The organism is Bradyrhizobium sp. WSM1253 (genome assembly GCF_000244935.1).
GTDB lineage: Bacteria > Pseudomonadota > Alphaproteobacteria > Rhizobiales > Xanthobacteraceae > Bradyrhizobium > Bradyrhizobium canariense.
On the sequence record NZ_JH600073.1, the window covers coordinates 1,132,314 to 1,151,184 of the forward strand.

17 protein-coding genes are annotated in these 18,871 nt (G+C 60.9%); 11 read left to right on the forward strand and 6 right to left on the reverse strand.

The window, feature by feature from the left end:
- Positions 1–355 precede the first annotated feature (355 nt).
- The 11 genes from BRA1253DRAFT_RS07340 (at position 356) to BRA1253DRAFT_RS07405 (ending at position 12,488) form a co-directional block, all read left to right on the forward strand.
- Entirely contained in the window at positions 356–1,126 is a 771-nt protein-coding gene (locus tag BRA1253DRAFT_RS07340) for a hypothetical protein (RefSeq protein ID WP_007592652.1), read from the forward strand.
- A 1,281-nt stretch (positions 1,127–2,407) separates the two neighbouring features.
- The gene (locus tag BRA1253DRAFT_RS07345; protein ID WP_035992923.1) at positions 2,408–2,818 is read left to right on the forward strand and encodes a hypothetical protein; all 411 of its coding nucleotides are present in this window, start codon (positions 2,408–2,410) and stop codon (positions 2,816–2,818) included.
- A gap of 1,158 nt (positions 2,819–3,976) precedes the next feature.
- A complete protein-coding gene (locus BRA1253DRAFT_RS07355) occupies positions 3,977–4,204 on the forward strand; it encodes a hypothetical protein (protein WP_007592656.1) in 228 nt (75 codons plus the stop codon).
- A 785-nt stretch (positions 4,205–4,989) separates the two neighbouring features.
- A complete protein-coding gene (locus BRA1253DRAFT_RS07370) occupies positions 4,990–5,961 on the forward strand; it encodes a hypothetical protein (protein ID WP_007592658.1) in 972 nt (323 codons plus the stop codon).
- Positions 5,962–6,020: 59 nt separating this feature from the next.
- Positions 6,021–7,355, forward strand: coding sequence for a DNA methyltransferase (locus BRA1253DRAFT_RS07375; RefSeq protein ID WP_007592660.1), 1,335 nt, complete (start codon positions 6,021–6,023; stop codon positions 7,353–7,355).
- Entirely contained in the window at positions 7,348–7,764 is a 417-nt protein-coding gene (locus BRA1253DRAFT_RS07380; protein WP_007592662.1) for a DUF5681 domain-containing protein, read from the forward strand. Before BRA1253DRAFT_RS07375 ends, BRA1253DRAFT_RS07380 begins: the two co-directional genes overlap by 8 nt.
- Positions 7,764–9,200, forward strand: a complete 1,437-nt coding sequence (terL, locus tag BRA1253DRAFT_RS07385; protein ID WP_245286072.1) for a phage terminase large subunit — start codon at positions 7,764–7,766, stop codon at positions 9,198–9,200. The genes BRA1253DRAFT_RS07380 and terL overlap by 1 nt, the downstream gene beginning before the upstream one ends.
- A 291-nt stretch (positions 9,201–9,491) precedes the next feature.
- Positions 9,492–9,791: a hypothetical protein gene (locus tag BRA1253DRAFT_RS43430; protein WP_157158553.1), complete on the forward strand. Its 300-nt coding sequence runs from the start codon at positions 9,492–9,494 to the stop codon at positions 9,789–9,791.
- Between the two features lie 105 nt (positions 9,792–9,896).
- Entirely contained in the window at positions 9,897–10,748 is an 852-nt protein-coding gene (locus BRA1253DRAFT_RS07395; RefSeq protein WP_371261366.1) for a YqaJ viral recombinase family protein, read from the forward strand.
- Entirely contained in the window at positions 10,732–11,916 is a 1,185-nt protein-coding gene (locus BRA1253DRAFT_RS07400; RefSeq protein ID WP_007592669.1) for an ERF family protein, read from the forward strand. Before BRA1253DRAFT_RS07395 ends, BRA1253DRAFT_RS07400 begins: the two co-directional genes overlap by 17 nt.
- Positions 11,913–12,488: a hypothetical protein gene (locus tag BRA1253DRAFT_RS07405; RefSeq protein WP_007592671.1), complete on the forward strand. Its 576-nt coding sequence runs from the start codon at positions 11,913–11,915 to the stop codon at positions 12,486–12,488. The genes BRA1253DRAFT_RS07400 and BRA1253DRAFT_RS07405 overlap by 4 nt, the downstream gene beginning before the upstream one ends.
- An 842-nt stretch (positions 12,489–13,330) precedes the next feature.
- Here BRA1253DRAFT_RS07405 and BRA1253DRAFT_RS07415 read toward each other — a convergent pair.
- The 6 genes from BRA1253DRAFT_RS07415 to BRA1253DRAFT_RS07440 all read right to left on the reverse strand — a co-directional run bounded on the left by BRA1253DRAFT_RS07415 (position 13,331) and on the right by BRA1253DRAFT_RS07440 (position 18,863).
- Entirely contained in the window at positions 13,331–13,852 is a 522-nt protein-coding gene (locus tag BRA1253DRAFT_RS07415) for a hypothetical protein (RefSeq protein WP_157158554.1), read from the reverse strand.
- 115 nt (positions 13,853–13,967) lie between these two features.
- Positions 13,968–14,504, reverse strand: coding sequence for a tetratricopeptide repeat protein (locus tag BRA1253DRAFT_RS07420; protein ID WP_007592677.1), 537 nt, complete (start codon positions 14,502–14,504; stop codon positions 13,968–13,970).
- Positions 14,505–14,575: 71 nt separating this feature from the next.
- On the reverse strand, positions 14,576–14,974 hold the full coding sequence (locus BRA1253DRAFT_RS07425; protein WP_007592679.1) for a hypothetical protein: 399 nt from the start codon (positions 14,972–14,974) through the stop codon (positions 14,576–14,578).
- Positions 14,975–14,985: 11 nt separating this feature from the next.
- Positions 14,986–16,638 carry a type II and III secretion system protein family protein gene (locus BRA1253DRAFT_RS07430; RefSeq protein WP_007592681.1) on the reverse strand — a complete coding sequence of 551 codons (1,653 nt, stop codon included), beginning with the start codon at positions 16,636–16,638 and terminating at the stop codon, positions 14,986–14,988.
- Between the two features lie 474 nt (positions 16,639–17,112).
- Positions 17,113–17,532: a TadE family protein gene (locus BRA1253DRAFT_RS07435; protein WP_007592683.1), complete on the reverse strand. Its 420-nt coding sequence runs from the start codon at positions 17,530–17,532 to the stop codon at positions 17,113–17,115.
- Positions 17,529–18,863: a pilus assembly protein TadG-related protein gene (locus tag BRA1253DRAFT_RS07440; RefSeq protein WP_007592684.1), complete on the reverse strand. Its 1,335-nt coding sequence runs from the start codon at positions 18,861–18,863 to the stop codon at positions 17,529–17,531. Before BRA1253DRAFT_RS07440 ends, BRA1253DRAFT_RS07435 begins: the two co-directional genes overlap by 4 nt.
- Between the last annotated feature and the right edge of the window lie 8 nt (positions 18,864–18,871).

The following is an 18,871-nucleotide window of genomic DNA, read 5'->3' on the forward strand; positions in this document are numbered from 1 at the left end:
CGACTCGTCGCACGGCGTGCGACCATTAAAAGCGTTACACGAGACCCGGTTTGTTCTGCCTAAGAATTTAAACAAGCCCAACTTACCGGTCGCACCCTTAACCAGCTGAGATTGGGCATTCGTCGCGCGATCATGGTGCCTCATTGCACTGTCTACGGTCCGCGTGGTCGGAACGTGCATTCGCGGGGCGAACCTTGGCATCTGTTGGTGCCCTATCTCCTGAAGCTATCCTCAGAACGGCTCACGGCGCGGCTTGGCGCCTTTTTCGTTCCGATTGATCGAATCCTCGGGTACCCTATTCTATCCGCGTCGGCGGAACTGGTGAAGTTGATAGATGGCTCCACGGAGAATGGAGATGGGCCGGCTCGATAAGCAGATGGATCCCTTCCACCCTGCCGCTCATCCGACTACGGAGGATCGCGTCCTCGAGGATCTAGAGCTTGAGCAAGTCGACACGGCGTCGTTAGTTGATCCGGCCCGAGAGGAAGCCGCCTCGTCGCCCGCGCATTTTGGGTCAGGCCGGCCGGCGGCAAGCGTAACGGGCTCTACAGACTGGATGGACCGAGCACGCCGCATCTGGCGGAGCCATCTCCAGCGCGAACAACTCCCCCGGACGGCCGGACGGTCGATGGGAAACTTTGAGCGGTGGTTGATCGCATTGCTGACCGTCGGCTTTGTCGTGGGCTGCGTTTGCGCGATCATCGTCTTCATGCAGGCCAACGCGCGCAAATTGGAGATCGCAACACTGCAACGTGACATCATCGCGCTCAAGCTACGCGTAGCCAGGCTCGATCAGATCGCAAGCACCTATGAGATACGTGAAAAAGCAAGCAGTGAAACATCCAAGCCGCCGTTGGAGACCCGTCCTGACCAGGCTCCGCTCATCCTATCTCGTGAAGAGATTCAGCTTATCCGAGACTATATCAAGCCTGCACCAGTTGCAGGCTCCGCGACTGAAACGATCAAGGTCGGCGAACCCGTCGTGGGAGACACCGTTCCGTTTCCCTCTCCGATCACGGAGAAGGTGCGGAAACTGCTCGGCGCACGATTTACCGTTCGCAATGGCGTTGTTGTCATCGTCCGCAGCGGCAGCCGTCACGCTGATGCTGTGATTGGGCAAAATTGACCCGCAGCAGCCAATACCGTCCCGCAGGAGTTGCGCCATTGAACGTTTTTTGGGCCCGAAAGCATCTTTCCCTGCAAACAGGGAAATTTACAGGGAAAACACGCCTCCACCGCAGGAGCAATCTCATCCCAAATTGCGGCAATATCCTAGAATCGCAGGGAAATCCCACCCCTCGCGGCGCGCTGCGCCCAACTCGGAACAGGGAATTTGCGCCCGGCGAACAGGGAATGGGGTCGCCCTGAGCAGGGAGCGATATCCGGTGCGTTAAGCGTCCATTTCTCACACACGTGTTTCGCGGCGCGTGGACGCGATCTGTTCTCCTCCTCGATGTGCAGATGAAAGGAGAACCAGGATGGGCGAACGAGAGCCAGCTGCGTGTTCGATATGGCGAGGCGTTTTGGCGTGTCCGGCTCGGCAGCACTGGTCGTGAGTTCGGTGCGGGCGTTGCCTATGCCAATCGCGTCTAGTTGGAAGAGCACTCAACGCTGGGGAAAGTTGAGCCCGGTCTTACATCGGAAGCCTGGGTTGCCTCCGAACCTCATGGAATTAGTGTTCGATGCTCACGCTCCGGTTGGCTGCTGCCGCCATCAAGGCATTCGGAGAACGCCTCGACCAAACCAGTCGCGGTCCCGCCTGTTCACGCTGGCGGGGCGCCATCAATATGCGAAACACCGACGTTTTCGCAGATTGAGACGAACGCCCTCTTCGCCTCAGCGTCCTCAAAGCAAAATCGTGTGCCTTGGATGCCGCGCTCGATCCACCAGTCGATTTTGTTTGCCCGCGAAATGCGGGATGCCTCTCCGCGCAACTGATCCAATTGCCTTCCATAGGCCCGAACGATCACACAATTTGTCATTCTCTTATCCCCCAAAAAAGCGGCGTGCTAACTAGCCCTGAACGCAAGAGTCCTTCCGACCGCTCATCGCGCACGCGCGATGAGCGATCCCTTCAAAACGCCAGAAAGTCACAGAGTCAGTCGCTCCGCAGCGATCGCACGTCAATCGCTCCTGGCCGAGCATGTAGCGCCCGCGGATCGCGGAAGCGGCATTTTTGCAAGATGGACAAATCAACAAAAAATTGCGCATACGCCAGCGCATCACCAGACCACCCAACACCTTCGACGCCCCCTTCGTGAATCAGGTATCTCGCTGAGGAGAAGCTTAGCGAAACTTTGCACGCCTGAATGTTCGATCGCGAACACAGGAACCGCCCTGCGCTTGCCCAGGGCGTGGTGGTATCCTTTCCGAAAGCTGCTAGGCTACGCTCAACTGCGAGAGAGCGATGAGCGATGACGCGAAAAATGCAGGCCTTGCGGCGCTAATCCGTGGCATTTTTGCTCCGTCCGCGTCGCCCGCTCCGGCGCCGGAGATGCCGCCAACGCTCCAAGAGGAGCCCGTGACCGCGGCAGCGCCACCTGCGAAGCCAGTCGCTCCCTTGTCCGCCGGCGGCCCCGATGAAAAACGAGCGCGACTGCCCGCTGTGGCGATCGCCGACCTCGTCCTTGGTGAGCTTCGCAAAGTTGATGGCTTTGCGAAATCCGGAGTCTCGATCACCGTCTACGGAAGTCGACCTTGGAATGCCATGATCAGGTTCGCACCGTTCTCGACCACGTCCCAAGACGCTGAACGCCTGCGACACGCTTTGCCGGATATCGTCTTCAGGCTTCGTCGGTACGTCGAGCTCGAACAGTAGGTTCTGCCGATCACGTTCCACTCGGCGCTCCTACCCCTGCGCTCGGCGTGACTTCCGATCATTAGACTAGCCGTCCCCACCCTTCAGGGCCGGGTCGGAACCGCGCCTCGGACCTGCGCCGCGCTTGCCGCAGCCCCTGTTCAAAACCGACCAGAACCGGCTGCCCATTTTTCCTCGGCGCGGGATACTGCGCCCGGCCGATCGAAGCCAACGCGCGCAGATCGAAACGGCCCCAGCACAACCCCAAATGCCGGGCCGCAGAAGGTGCTCGGCGGTATTTTGTACGATGGCGAGATCCAAGGCTGGCCTTGTCCGCGGGCGGCAGTCGCCCTGAGCCGCCCATTTTGGACTCCGAAAACCGTGAGGCCCGAGCGGCAGATTGCCGCTCTCAGCCACACCGAGAAAACCATACAGCCAGCGTGCGAAAGCGAACAGACCTGATGGCCCAATTTGACTAGTCTCGGGGTGGTCCCAATCGCAGGCCATCTGTTCTAATGGACGCTCGTGCGCGACTGGATGGTTGTCATTTCGCTCTGCGCCAACATTTTGAGGCACTCGCCTCTCAAGTCTCCGACCCTTCGAGACCGAGTAGCCAAGGCCGAGCGCAGAATCGTCGGTGCGGCACGCGAAACTAGAGCTAGGAAGGCGGTTTATGACGGCAGCGCGGTCGGCCCGGCCAGCAACGCGACCATCTGACTCGGCGTAAGAGTCCGGGCTTTGACGACTGACTTTGCTGCGACCCGCCCCAACCGGGGGCTGGACTTTGGACATTCGTGATTACCGACCGCAATTTGAGCAGATGTCCGTCGACGAGTTGTGGGCTCTCTACACGGTTGTCGATCAGATTCTCGCCGCGAGGATCGTTGCCAAAAAGCAAGAACTCGACAGGCGACTCGAACAGCTCCACCATACCGACGGACCGGGCGGTTCATCAGAGCTCAGTGTCCGCGCGTCATCATCGGGTCGCGACCGGCTCTGAGAAGGGCGTCGCGCTTGCCGCAAACCTTGCGGGCGAGCGAGGCTCCTCAGGTAAGGTGATGGGGCCATCGCTCAATGCTTGCCGGCGGTCGCTTCGCTTGTGGCTGCACGTATCGTCCTGGCAAGCAAAGAGACCGCGGCCGCGGAACCAGCTGATGTCCACAACCGGGAGCAATGGCGATGCAACACCACAGCATCGCTGACGTCAGCTGCGTTATTCTTCAATGCTTGGATACCTATCAAGTCGCTAACGTTGAGCCGCTCGTGTTGAAGTGTTTCCCGGATATCGACCGGCACACGCTTTGGCAGGCATACAACGTCGCCTTGGTGGCATACACGTCCGGCACAGGCCTTAAACAACAACAGAAGGAAGCAGCAGCCGCTGCAATAAGTGAGTTTGGAACATGAACGGGTTGATCGATCGTCTTTAATAAATTCCTTTCGGAGACCAAGCTCGGCACGTCGATCGACGCCAACACCGGCGCGATTGCTGGTACAACCGAAGCGACCGGCGGCCGCTCAGCCGTATTGCAAAATGTCGCTGTTGCTATCGCCGATCGTTGAAACTCGCTCCATTCCCGTTTCGCGAATCGATTGTCAATCGAAGGACATTACGATGACCAGCGCATCGCGAGATATCGTAATTGTGGGCGGAGGCATTGGCGACGGTGCCCTGGCCACCGTGTCGCTCGAACCTAAGCTCCCGCTTTGTCTCTTGACCACCTGCTCAAGCGCAAGAGCCGCTATGGCGATCTGATCTGCCAAGCGTCCCAACAGTTCACGCTTTTCTGGGTCGCTTGCCCGCGTGCGCATCAGGGCGAAATCTGCGGTCGCCCACGAGTGTGGAATGACGCTCGCGTTTCACGCGTACTCGAGGGCTCCATCTCGAATTTGGGATTGGCTAACGGAGCCGCGCCGTGAACGGCCGCGGCTGCTCGAGCCGGCTCGACGAGTTCTTTCCCTGGAACTGGCGCCCAGCAACCGTCGTCAATTGATCCCCCTGCAGCGCTGAAAGCCGGTGAACGCCTGACCTCTTCGGCATCCGGAAATCTACGGGCGCCTGGCGCCCGATGCCGATGCAGCCGGCTGCGCCGCGGTGGCCCGTGCTCGCCCGGTCTTGCGTGAACGACATTTCGTGACGAATTTGTCTGCTGCGAATCTAAGAACTTCACCTGGGATGCGGGGCGGAGCCGATGCCTAAGCGCGTCAACCCGAAATGGGGCTGGACCGGAATGGTCCGACTGGAGGGTTACGCCAGCCCCGATGGCGCGCTCGGCGAGCTCGATAGCCACTCCGAACCTGCCGGAGATCAGCGCCAGGCTCTGCATCGTCCACTGGCCGGCGCCCAATGTGACGACCTCATCAAAGATCTCGATCTGCCGTTGCTCGACGGCCACCGGACCGAGTGCCATGATTGGCTGAATTGGATTCGCGAGGACGCTCTCAGAGAGTGTCTTCGGCGATCACAGCAACCAACACGGGCTGAGATTCACGAAGCGCTGGACCAGACCGGCCAGCTCCTTCGCCATTTCGTCGACGCCTCGGAGCAACGTCACGCCGACTGGATCGTCGAGGAGTCGCCGATCTTGGCCCCGGGCCCCCTCACCGTCTTTTGGTTGTTTCCTCGACGGCTAAGAACGCTTGCCGACTATGCCAAGAAGAAGGCTCGGCACGCTGACATCGCTGAGCTCGTGGTTTTGGCGAACGCCGCCGATCGCCTCGCGGACGTCCTGATGCTGTTAGATTGGGCGTCATCGGACAAGATTTCTCGGGAATTGCCTGAGGCGTACGACTATGAGGTGCGTCATCTGGTCGATGCCGTCCGTATCGCGCAGCGGCTCGAACACGCCACCCGGACCGCGCTCGAAACGAGCAAGAAACGGGGCGGCCCGCTTCCGCAGCCGACGATGGTGCAGGTCGTGATTTGGCTCGCCGAACTGGTCGAGCGCTACGGCGGAACATTCACCCACAACCCCTACGTGGGAACGGCGTATGACGGCTCCCCTCAGACCCCAGCCGGTCTGTTCGTGCTGAACTTCATGTGGACATGCAAGCCGCCGCTGTCCGCCAGCCCGCAAACCGTCAGCAACTGGATGGCCGCGGCCATCAAATGGCGAAATCGCGCCCGCGCTCCCAACTCGGAAATCAGGGAGAGGTCCTTCTAAGTGCATCCCGCGGGCCTTCCGCCAATATGCCGATAGGCATATCGAACACGGAGGCCCTCTTGAAGAAACAACTGACCAATGGCGCCGCACTCCGCCACAACTTGAATCCCGTTCTCGTTCCGATCGGCGAGCTCAGGCCGCTTGGCCATCAAACCCGCCGCCATCCCCAATCCCAAATCGAGAAGCTGGCGGCGAGCTTGCGCGAGTTCGGGTTCGTTCTGCCGATCATCGTCGACGCCACGCGCCGGGTGGTAGCGGGCTGGGCAATGGTCCTCGCGGCCAAGCTCCTCGGTCTGGACGTCGTGCCCGCCGTGACCATTGTCGATCTCGGCGAGGCGCAGCTGCGTGTGCTGAAGCTTACGCTCAACCGACTGGTCGAGGACGCCAGCTGGGATGTCCAGGCCTTGCGCCTCGAATTAACCGAGCTTCTGACCCTCGACCCTCAAATCGACCTGCAATTGACGGGCTTTTCGACCGGAGAACTCGATGTTGCCGTTTCGGATCCAGACGATTTGGAAGACGACTTGCCGCCACCGGAATCTGGCCCCGCGATCACCCAGCCTGGGGACCTCTGGATCTTGGGTGAGCATTATCTCCGCTGCGGTGATGCGCGGCAGGCAGAGAGCTATGGTCGGCTCCTGGAACACGCGCAGGCGCGCATGATTTTCGCCGATCCACCCTACAACGTGCCGATCGATGGCCATGCCTCGGGCTTGGGCAGGATTAAGCACCCTGACTTTGTCATGGGTTCGGGAGAATTATCCGCTGCAGAATTCGAGGCGTTGCTGACCGAGGTGTTTGCGCATGTCTCCCAGCACGCCAGCGACGGTTCAATTCACTATATTTGCTCGGATTGGCGGGCGATGCAGGCGCTCCTCAATGCCACGCGTCCCCTTTACAGCGAGCTGAAGAACCTCTGTATCTGGAATAAGTCGAACGGGGGGATGGGATCGCTGTACCGCTCCAAACATGAGCTCGTCTTCGTCTTCAAAAAGGGCCGCGCACCCCACGTTAACAACGTTCACCTCGGCCGGCATGGTCGCAACCGTTCAAACGTGTGGGACTATCCCAGCCAAAATACCCGGACAAATTCGTCAAAGTCAAAGCTCTCTCTTCACCCTACGGTCAAGCCGGTCGCGCTGGTCGCCGACGCGATCCGAGATTGCACCAACGAGCACGACATCGTGCTCGACCCGTTCGGCGGCGCCGGAACCACCTTGATAGCCGCGGAGCGGACCCGCCGCCGGGCCCGGCTGATCGAAATCGACCCCGCCTACGTCGATGTCACGATCCAGCGCTGGCAGCATCTAACCGGCAAAACGGCGGTGCACGCCGAGACGGGCGAGCCGTTCGGCCAACGAAGCACCGCGAGCCTGGAGCGCGCCCGTGGCTAAAAAATCCGATCAGGGCGTTGGCTACGCCAGACCCCCGCGTCACAGCCGTTTCAAACCGGGTCAATCCGGTAATCCGCGCGGGCGCCCGAAGGGCAGCTTGAATTTTACCACCGACCTGAAAAACACCCTGCTGGCCCCAGTCGCTTTAAATGACGGCGGCAAGCCACGGCGCGTCACCACGCAGAAAGCGGCATTGCTTCGCCTCCGGGAAAAAGCCCTGAAAGGCGACGTCAGGGCGCTGGATAAATTCCTCTCCCTCGCGATGGCCATGAGCGACAACACCGCGCCGGACGCCGCGAAAACCCCATCTGTCGACGATCAGGCCATTCTGGATGCATTCCGGCAGCAGATCTTGGCCGATGCGACCGCTGCGGCTCCGACCCAGCGCGATGGGGAGGACGGCACATGATGCCAATAGTGGCGGCGCTGCTCCGAACCGACTTGCGTTATTTCATCCAAAGGGTGTTCTCGACCGTCTTCCCCGGCAGCGAGTATCTATCGAACTGGCATATCGACGCTATCGTCTACCAGCTCATGCGCCTCCACGATGGCGAATGCCGGCGGCTTCTCATCAACCAGCCACCGCGTTCGCTCAAATCGCTCTCGGTCTCGGTCGCTTTCGTGGCCTGGCTGCTGGGTCACGACCCGAGCCGCCGCATCATCGTGGTCAGCTACGCCAGCGAACTTTCCGCCGAGCTGCACCGCCAATTCAGAATGGTGATCGAGTCGGGTTGGTATCAAGAGCTGTTTCCGGCCATGCGTCCAGCCAAGGATACCGGCACCGAACTCGTGACCACGGCAGGGGGCAGCCGATACGCGACCACGGTCGGGGGCACGCTGACAGGTCGGGGAGCGGACCTCATCATCATCGATGATCCGCTCAAGGCGGAGGACGCGATGTCGGAGCCCGGGCGCAACCGCGTCACCGAGTGGTTTGGCGGCACGCTGGTGTCGCGGTTGAACGACAAGGCAACCGGCCGCATCACCGTGGTGATGCAGCGCCTGCATCAAGACGATCTCGCAGGTCATCTGTTGCAGGCGGGCGGTTGGCATCATCTGGATCTGCCGGCCATCGCCGTCGAAGATAGCATCATCGCTGTCGGCAAAAATCGGGTGTTTCGCCGCCGCACCGGCGACCTTTTGCATCCGCGGCGCGAAGGTAAGCTGGTGCTGGAGCGGATCAAGGCTGAAATCGGCAGCCTGCAATTCTCGGCGCAATACCAGCAGCGGCCGGTGCCGCTCGAAGGCAATCTGATCAAGCGCGACTGGTTTCGCTGGTACGATCAGCTGCCGGCGGCTGGCGCATCTGATTATGTCGTGCAGAGCTGGGACACCGCCATGATGACCGGAAAGGCCAACGATTACTCGGTCTGCACCACCTGGCGCGTGATCAAGAATGACTATTACCTCGTGGATCTCTACCGCGGCCGACACCAATATCCCGACCTGCGGCGCGCCCTGGCCGCGCTGGCGACAACACATAAAGCGGACGCGGTTTTGATCGAGGACGCCGGTCCCGGTACAGCGATGTTGCAGGACCTGCAACGCGATACGCCGAACGGCATGCCGCGCCCGATTGGCATCAAGCCCGAAGGCAGCAAGGCGGATCGCATGGCGGCACAATCCTTCCGGATCGAGGCCGGACAAGTGCATCTGCCCGCAGATGCCCCCTGGCTCGACGACTATTTGCTGGAACTGCTGGCATTTCCATACGGCAAGCACGACGACCAGGTCGACAGCACCTCGCAATTTTTGAAATGGGCGGGCAACCACGCAATGTTCGATGACATCGAACTTGACATCATTTCGGTCGGCCGAGAGGGGTATGATTATAACTTCCCATAACCCATCCCCGTCAGGTGGAAAGTCGAAATTTTCTCCAGAACGAAGCCAATCATTTTTGGCAACCTTAGCTCGCTCTATCTGAGCGATCGAAGCGCGCGCTTCTGTGCGGCCAGTGCGCTGCGCTCGTAGCGCTCAAGCTTGTTTAGGCGCCGCGCGATGTCTACGACCGGGCAATCCCATAGATCAGCCAACATCGCCTGGCGGACCAGTCGCACGCGCCATAGGTCGCACTTGGCGTGCGCAACGGCGGCTGCGGTTTCCAATCCAATCTCACATGCCAGGCCCGAGCGAATGGCGACCATCAGCCTCGCGAACTCCGGGTTATCCCGTTTGCAACCCCTGGCGAGTCCATGGCGCAAAGCGTTGCCGCTGGACTTTGCTTTTCCGGGCACCGTTTTCGGCCCCGTGCTGCGCTTGGCATTGGTGCGATTGGCTTCGATTTGTTGGTTTGACGCCATCTCCAGGACCCGCGCTTTCGGTCCGTTAAAACGTCGCTCCAAAGCGCCGAACCATCAAGGATTTGGGCCTAAAAAGAGCAAGAATCTTGCTGCAGAAAGCACTGGCATTCCCGTGCAAACGGAGCGTTACTGAGTCGGACCGGGCACACCAGCCCCGGAATCTCACCTCGCAATGGCGGGGCTTTAGGCGGTGCGGCGCCAAGCCGCGTCAGACCTAAGGAGATACCGGGTGGCCACGATCTCAGCCAATGGCGCCGAGGCGCCACATCATGTCATCAAGTTCGACCCCATTGACCGGCGGGCCTTCATCGGCGGCTCGGATGCCCGCATCATCATGGGCAATGATCAGGAGGATCTTACGCGTCTGTGGCGCGAAAAGCGCGGCGAGATCGCGCCGCAAGATCTTGCGCACAACCTGATCGTGCAGCTCGGCACCGTCACCGAAGACCTCAACCGGACCTGGTATCAGCGCGCGTCGGGTCAGACCGTCACCGACATTCAGAAGCGGATCCGACATCCCGTCCACCGCTGGATGGCGGCGACGCTCGATGGCATCGTCCTAGAAACTGGCGCGGTGTTCGAGGCCAAGTTCATGCTGCCCTGGGCCTTCACCGAGGACGCCGCGGCCGACAAGCACATGGCGCAACTGCAGCACAACATGTGGGTGGTCGCCGCCCGTTCCGCGGTGCTGTCGATAATCACCGGCGGCGGCAAATGGGTCGAGCTCACTCTGCATGCCGACCCGCTCTACCAGCACCTGCTGCTTACGGCAGAAAAGAAGTTCTGGCGCTGCGTGCAGTCCGGCGAGCCGCCGCTCCTGTTCGGGATCGAGCCGCCGCGGCCGCGATTAGCCGCCGTCAAGGTCGTCGACATGACCGCGTCCAATCTATGGGCGGAGTGCGCGGCGACCTATCTGCGCACCCGCGCCGCCCATGGCGAGCACGAACTGGCCAAGGCCGAGCTGAAGAAGCTGCTGCCCGAGGACGCCAAGGAAGCGTTTGGCCACGGCCTTCGTGCCAAACGCTCCAAAGCCGGCGCGATCAGCTTTGATCCGGTGGAGATGGGGGGCATCCATGCACCAGGCCAGTGAGCAAATCGGAACGATCGCCGCCGCGCTTGCCCGCGCGCAGGCGGAACTGACCAACCCGGAGAAGACCCTGACGGCTCAGATCCGCTCGCCATTTCTGCGCGATGACGATCGGACGTTTCGCTACGGCTCTCTGGCGTCCGGCCTCGATATCGTGCGCAAGACCTTAAGCCAGCAGGAGATCGCCACCATCCAGACCACCCGGGTCGAGACGGCCACCGCCACCATTCACCTCACCACCCTGCTCGCCCATGCCTCCGGCGAGTGGATCTCCTCGGACTGGCCGGTCTGCGCACTCAAGGACGTCGAGGCGCCGCACCGCATGGGCGCGGCGCTGACCTACACAAGGCGCTATGCCCTGTTCGCGCTGGTCGGGATTACCGGCGAGGATGATCTCGACGCCCCCGATGTGGTCGCCGGCCCGCCCGCCGCGGTGCCGCACGCAGCCTCTGGCGCGAAAGCCAAGCTCGCCAAGGACGTTCTCAACCGCGCACCGGTGTTGGGGCCGCCAGAGTCCGCGGAGCTCCGGGAGCGGCTGTTGCGCCAGCTCGCCGCCCTGCACGAGGGTGAGGGCCTGCTTGCCTGGGCGAAGGCCAGCCTCCCGCTCAAGAACACTCTTCTGGAACCTGACGCCCGTCTGGTGGAGACCGCCTATCAGAGCAAGCTTCAGGACCCGATCCGTCCTGCAGCAAGCACGGCCGGCCAAGCGCCTGTCTTAGATCGAGCGCAAGGCGCGCCGCCAGAACCGCTCCCGGAGGCCGCCGCCGAGGCCGCGCTGCAGCCGGCTCTGCCGGCGGCGCAGGAAGCTGGACTGGCCCATCCCAAGGAGCCGCCGCGCAAGCGCAGCAAGGCGCATCTGTTGTTTGTCCGCGACCAGCCCTGCCTCGTTTGCCAGCAAACCCCGTGCGACGCCCACCATCTGAAATTCGCCCAACCGCGGACCCTGAGCCGCAAGGTCAGCGACGAGTTCACGGTCCCCTTGTGCCGCGTCCATCACCACGAGCTGCACCGCTACGGCGACGAGCGGGCTTGGTGGGCGAACCTGCAGATCGCGCCGTTGCCGGCGGCGCATGGCTTGTGGGCGGCTAGCCCGGTCCACGATGCAACCAAAGCCACGATCCGGAGCGCAGCCTTACCCGCAAACCTTGGCTCGGAGGCCGCACCACGATGAACGGGTCCTTCCAAACGGCGGACCAACTGACCGCGACGGCGCTGCCGGCAGAGTTTGAGGTGTTGGCGCCGCCTCCCTTGCTGCTGCCGGGCGAAACTCTTGCGCATTACCAGGCGCTGCGGCAGGCGATCTTCGCCGACCTTGCGCCACGATCCGCCGTTGAATGGCTGCTCGCGGTGGATCTCGCCGAACTCTCCTGGGAGATCCAGCGCTACCGAGTGCTGCGCCACAAGGTTCTGGAGACCTATCGTCAAAACGCAATCGAAGCTGCGCTTCGCAGCATCGACATGGTCGGGATCGTCCCAGGGTTCGAAGATGAGGCCGAGTACTACACGTTACAAAACGCGCTGAGCTGGCGGATCGATGCAGCGGCTGCAACCGAGATCGACACGCGTCTCGCTAATCACGGCTTCGATCAACACGTCATCACCACGGAAGTCTACGTGCAGGCGCGCGAGATTTTCGTGATGTTCGAGGGGCTGCTCAATGCCGCCCAAACCAAACGCATACTGCTCCTCCGCGAGATCCGGAATCAGCGCCTCGCGGATGGTGCGATGCGCCAGCGGCGCTGAGGCGACTCAACGAAAGGCACAGATCTGCGTGCAGCCAGTGCAGCGGCGATGCCGCAACTGAGTAGCACTTCGCCTGACGTAGCACGCTCCCGTCTTGACGTTCGAGCGTGATCATAGTCGCTTGCTCGTCTCGGCTAGGCGAACCAGTTGACTGCTGCTCACGCGCACAATTCGTTAGCTTCGCGATTTACCGCGGTTCTGTTGCGCGGAGTTTCATCGAGGGTCGCCGAACCCGTTTGAAGGAGTTGGGCGCACGCTTCCGCCCAGTACGTCTCGATCAAATACACCGAGCGCCTGGCTGAAGGAGGCGTGGAGCCCTCCGTCGCCAGTCTCGGACAATCCTATGACAATGCTCTCGCCGAAACCATTAACGTCACCGGATCTCATCGTACTCGACGCGTTCTCCTCCGATGCGATGTGCACCTTCTGACGCGCGAGGCGTTCGCCGGATATCTATCGCGCCTGACCGCACGTGGCACGTGGCGTGATCGTGTCGCACATCTCCAGCCGGCACATAGCGCTACGGCGGCCAGCGGCTGCAATCGGCAGTGCGGAGGGCCTCGTTGGCTATGGCAAAGGATCCGCTTCCGACGGACACGGTCGACGAGGAGTTGCGGATCCTCGCGGAAGTGGTTGTGTTTGCTCGGGATGTGCGGGATCTCGGCGATCTGCCGGCGCGGCCCGGATGGAGGCGCCTAGAGATGGAGGGATGGAGGCGCCTAGATCCCGACTCGCGCGTAGCGACCTGGACGACGATTATGCCGACGTTCTCGGCGCCATTCTCGACCGCAAGCTCCGCCGCTGACTAAGAGCATCCAGTGAGCCTGCGCGTAATGCGGTTGTTACGTCGAGAACAGGATCGGTCGTAGCCAACGTACCAAAGCTCTGATTTCCTGTCCCACTGCGAAGAAATAGAGCAGGTGCGTGACCGCAAAGGACAGGAGGCAGGCCCCTAAAATGGTCGCCATCACAAACCAGCCACCCGACGGGACCGCAACGGTTACAAGCGATGCCTGCGTAGCGGTGGGTGTACCAAGCTGCCAGGAGACGACCAAAACCAAGGCATAGACTACACTGACGTGCGTTGCGACCGTGAAAAGGGGCCTCGACCTAGCTGCGAGCCCAACGCAGGCCAGCACGAAGATCGGAAGCGCAAGCCCGAAGAACTGAAACCCTTTGAGTGGAACGAAATAGCTCAATGCGGCATCGCTACGCTGAAAGATGCCGAACATCCTGAGATTGATGAACCAGAGAAGCTCAGAGCTGGGCGCATATTGAAGGGCACGCGCGGCCAGTTCGGCGCAAAGCGTGGCGGCAAAGAGCACAAATGGTCCCAGGAATTGGAGCTTGAAAAGTCGACTCATGAGATTAACCATACGTCAGAAACGTTAGCTTGTCTCAATGGCCCCCGGCACACGGCGCGCGCTCCAGCCTAGACCAAATCGATAAAGATTAATCTATTACGGCTAGCTATTTTACCTATGGTTGATTGTTCGGCGGCCTTTCAATGAACCGCCGGCTGCCGTTGAGGAGCTCAAGGTTATTGGCGATAACCGGGTTACCTGGATCGAGCGAATAGGCCTTCTCGAACTTTCGCCGCGCCGCGCTCAGATTGCCGCGCAGCATGTACGAATATCCCTGGTCATTCAGGATTTGAACAGTTTCGCCTCCCAGCCGGACCGCCTGGGCATAGGCCTGATCAGCCAGGTCAAAACGACGCAGCCGATCATAGCTCGCGGCAAGCCCGATCCAGGCCGTCAAATCCTTCGGCGATTTCTCGACGGCGTCCTTGAAATAGCGCTGGGAAATCCCGTAACTGCCGCGGTTGTAATGCTCCAGCCCCAGCCGAACGGGTTCGTCCGACGGGTAGTATTTGACGTCGGTCGGCTCCTGCACGGGGTCCCCGCCCGGCGGATCCACAGGCGCGACGATCGCAGCCTCCCGCAACGTGTAGTCACACCCTGCGAGGCCCGTCGCCAACCAGCAACAGGTCAGCATCAAGATGATACGTCGCATCAATCTTCATCCCCCCGCGGCCCAGCGAACTCGCTGCGCCGTTCGCAAACAAAAACTCACTTCCGGACGCGTTACCTGCCCCCTGCTCCGCCGACCGGTACCGACACGCCGGTTGCCGAACCTGCCCCCAAGCCCTCGATGTTGACGTTCTGCGTCGGCGTCGTCCGCAGGCCCATTTGCCTCGTCGCATCGCTTATGTCGGGAAGCTGATCCACCGGCTGTTGCGTTTTGCCATAGCGTGTGACGGCGGCGCCCACGCGCCGAGCGTCATATGCGATCCTCCGGTCACCGACGTTTCGCGGCCATGGACTGATCGTATGTGTGACGGCGTTGACCTCTTTGGCGTTGCCGGCGCTCATGGTGATGGTATCGGAACGCTGGAAGTAGCGATCCATCTCGTCGTTACCGGCGAGGCCGTAACATCCCCCGAGCAGCAAGGGCGCGAACAGAACCAGATACCTGATGGTCATCTCTCGCTCCGCTAGTTGAGGGTTTTTACGACCGGCTGGTCGGCAGCGGCGGCCGGTGCCGGAACAGGCACCCTAACTTCAGGAGCGATGATGTGGCCGTACGGACCCTTCACGTCGCCGCCGGAATTGACGTAGTCATTGTAGCGCTTGCGGACTTCCATCTGGCCATTGAGGAAGAAATCGACGTCGTTGGCCGGAAGGCGGGAGTCGAGCGGAGACGCCAGTTGCTGACCGGGTGCCGCCGGCGCAACCAGGCGCGGCGTCACGATGATGACGAGGTCGGTTTCCTCCTGCTGGTACGACTTGCTGCTGAACAAGGTTCCAAGCACGGGCACCGAGCCGATCCATGGCAATTGCGAAACGTCCTGCCGATTGCGGGTCTGGAGCAGGCCGGCGATGGCAAAGCTCTGGCCGTCGCGCAATTCGACCGTGGTGCGCGCATCGCGGCGGGTCAATGCGGGAACTGTCGTGCCCTGAATGGTCACCGCATTGGCGAAATCAAGCTCGCTGACCGAGGGTTCGACCCGAAGGTTGATCACGCCGCGCGAAAGAACGGTCGGCACGAAGGCCAGCTCAACACCGAACTTCTTGTAGTCGATCGTGATGGTGGGAAAGCCGTTCGTCGTCTGGGTCGGTATCGGTACTGGAAACTCACCGCCGGCGAGGAAGCGGGCGGCATCGCCGGAAAGCGTGGTCAAGTTTGGCTCCGCCAACCGACGTGCCAGCCCTTTCGTTTCCAATGCAGAGATCAACAAGTCCACCGAGCCGCCGTTGCTGGTCCGAATGAGACTGGTCAACAAGCTTCCGAACGGCGCAGGAGCGATGCCTCCTGCAGTACCGGCGAGCGTCCCCAGAGTTTGGAGTACCGGAAGGCTACCCGTCGGGGCGTCGCCGACCTGTCCTCCCCCAGCACCGAGCGGACCGTTGTTGGTATTAATACCACCAATCGGTGATCGACCGGCGGCGGTCACACGACCCAGCCCGGTGTTACCGATGTTAGTGCCGTTGGCGTTCGCCGCAGAAAGGTTCACGCCTAGGTTTCGACCGGCCTCCCGGCTGACCTCGAGAAAGCGCACCTCCAGCATCACCTGCTGCGGCGCGGCGACACTCATGGCGTTGACGACGACTCCCCCTTTCGCAACCGTGCTGGTGGCGATCGCCATGGCGCGCTCGGCGGTAACTGCGTCGGCGGCGGTTCCGCTGAGCACCACCTGCCCCTCGGAAGCCGACACGCGGATACCCTGCCCGCCGGTGCTGCTCCGGATGTTCTGCTGCAGATTGCCGGAATCGATCACGACCTCGACGTCGAGGATCCCGATCTGCTTCATTGACGAGTCAAATAGTATGACATTTGTGGTGCCGGTCTGCTTGCCCTGCACATAGATAAGGTGATCGCTCAGCGATTTCACGTCGACGATGTCAGGTGAGCCCGCTACGATCGTCGCAAAGGCCGTATCGACCTTGAAGGTGCGCGACTTGTTGACGACGATCTTGACCCGCTGGACATCGTTCATCTCGCTGAGGAAGACGCCGCCGGAGCCCCGCCGGTCTGCAGCCGCCGCGCGGTCAACGGAATTGAACAGGCCAAGCGTCGTGGCAAGAGCCATCGCGCTGAAGGCGAGTAGTCTCGCCTCCGCTTTACTCGAAACGCGCCCCCCACTCATTCTGAGTCCCTCTCGCCGCGATCCGCGGCTGTCCCCGTAAATCTACGTCCTCGACTGACCTAACAACTCGCCTTCGCGCACTACATCGCAGAGTTTACAATCTGTCCCACTACAAATCGTTACCTGCTTATGCGCGCACTCAGTCGAGGCCCCAACCTATCTCCGGCTCCGCAAAGGACACGTCTCGTTCTCCACCGGCCGCAAGATGCGGTGCAAGATCATCGTCCCTTATGCCGCCTGAGTGCAAGAAAAGAGCCGCTACCGCAGTGCGGCAACCGCAGAGAAAACTTGCAGATGTTGCCAGCGCGCACCACTTTCCTGCCTTGCCTGGAACTATCGCGCCGCGTAAGCGCTCCGACGGGTTCCCGTTGCTCTCGCGCTCGCCAAGCGCCCTATCCATTTTCGGAAGATCTGTTCGGGAATTTCCCGCTTACCGAAATCCAGACGCATTCCGGGAGTGGTTGCTCACTACCACTAGAAGGGAATTTGGGTGGATGCGCTCGGCTTGTTGAGGGATGTGCCCCATATCGGCATCAGCATTTGAAAGGCTGTCTGAGAAGCTGTAACGGTCAAATTGTTGCCACTCGACCCCACCGTCAGGGTCGGCGTGAGATGGCCGAAATACAGGAACGGCGCCGCGTTCTGCTTGGCCGTCGCGGACAGGGGATCCCCTGTGCAGCCGGCCGGCGACTGCGGCGGGCTTTGGACCATGGCAGGCGTATAGCAGCTAATCATGACCGCCCGGGCGCCGGCGCTCGCCAGCGTCCGCAAGGACTGCATCGTGATGGCATAGCGTCCGAGATCGAAGATGACGAACATCAACGTGAAAAGCGGCACGAACACGAGGATGAATTCAAACGCAGAGGCACCACGATTGTCGAGCTTTCTCATCATTGCACCAAAGAGACGACTTGGGTGTAGGCGATTACAGTTGGAGCACATCCATCGGTGCTCAGGTAGCCGCCACCGGTCATGGTGAGTGTTTTGGCGATCACTTCTGAGCAGGTCGTGTTGCTAGGCTGAGTCGACCCGCCGAACGACACATCTGCTTTAGGGAAGTACATCGCGCCCGCGAGCTTGATCACGCCATTGCCGCCAATGTTGACGTTCGCAGTCGATTGATCGTCAATCAGAACCCCATTCAGAGCAGAAGAGAAAGCGTTGGTCGTAGGGGCCGAGAGATTGACGTTCCCGCCGTTGATGGTGAGGCTCGAATTCCCGAGCAATACAAGCGTTACGCCTGTGCCGCTGACCGTTCCTCCAAAACTTATCGTTGCATTGTAGAAAAGGTAGGTTCCTGGGGCAAAATTTACCGTGCCTCCGGAGTTCACCTTTAGATCGCTGTACACCCCGCTAGCGCTGTTCGGGTTCAGCGAGCAGGTTTGACCATTGGTAACATTGCCGCCGCATGGTTTTGTTGATGGGCTCGTCCTCGTGTTGAACGACGCAGTCGTGAGTCCCTGCAATGGATCCATCGCAGGAGGCATGAAGTAGTTGTGCGCTATGCCGGGATCGGCGCAGGTATTGGTTGGAGAACAGCCATTTGCACCATAGACGGCCCATCCCGAACCGCTGAAAGAGGGAGTGCTTGCAAACTGGACGCTCGCATCCGACATCAGCGGGCAACCTGTTCCGTTGTTGCTGACGTCACCAGCAAGTTTAAGCGCCCCTCCACCGGTCGGATTAGGTCCAAGCGCCAAGGCGCACACCTTGCTCGGCAGCTTGACCAACGCAATGGCTTGGGCGGGGATGTTGACGGTGGTCAAACCCAGCACTGCGGCCAAGTAAGCCGGTTGTTGCTGGCTGACCCTGGCGCGAACGGCGTTGCCGGTGCCTGTTGATGGCGTTGTGAACGTGGTCCCATTGTAATCGCCGATATCGATCTGCACGGCTCGCGACACTCTGGTCGGAAGGCTCGTCGCACAGTTTCTGTCCGGATAGGCGGTAGCGTCGTTAGGACTTGAGTTGCAAAACCCATTCTGCGCCGCGAATTCCTTGCCGCGATAGTCCACTGATTTCGTGTCGCAGCTCGCACCAGCAATCGTGCATGCAAGGCGCAAGGCGCCCGAGTAGGCCGCAGAGTCGGCGGCGTTCTGCGCGTGCTGGCGGGTGACGTACCACGATCCGGCCTCGGCCCCGAGCGCGACCACTCCGATGAGCGGCACGAGCGCTATGACTGTCGCGAATGCGACAGAGCCTCGTCGAGAACGGAGCAGATTGCGCATGGAAGCAC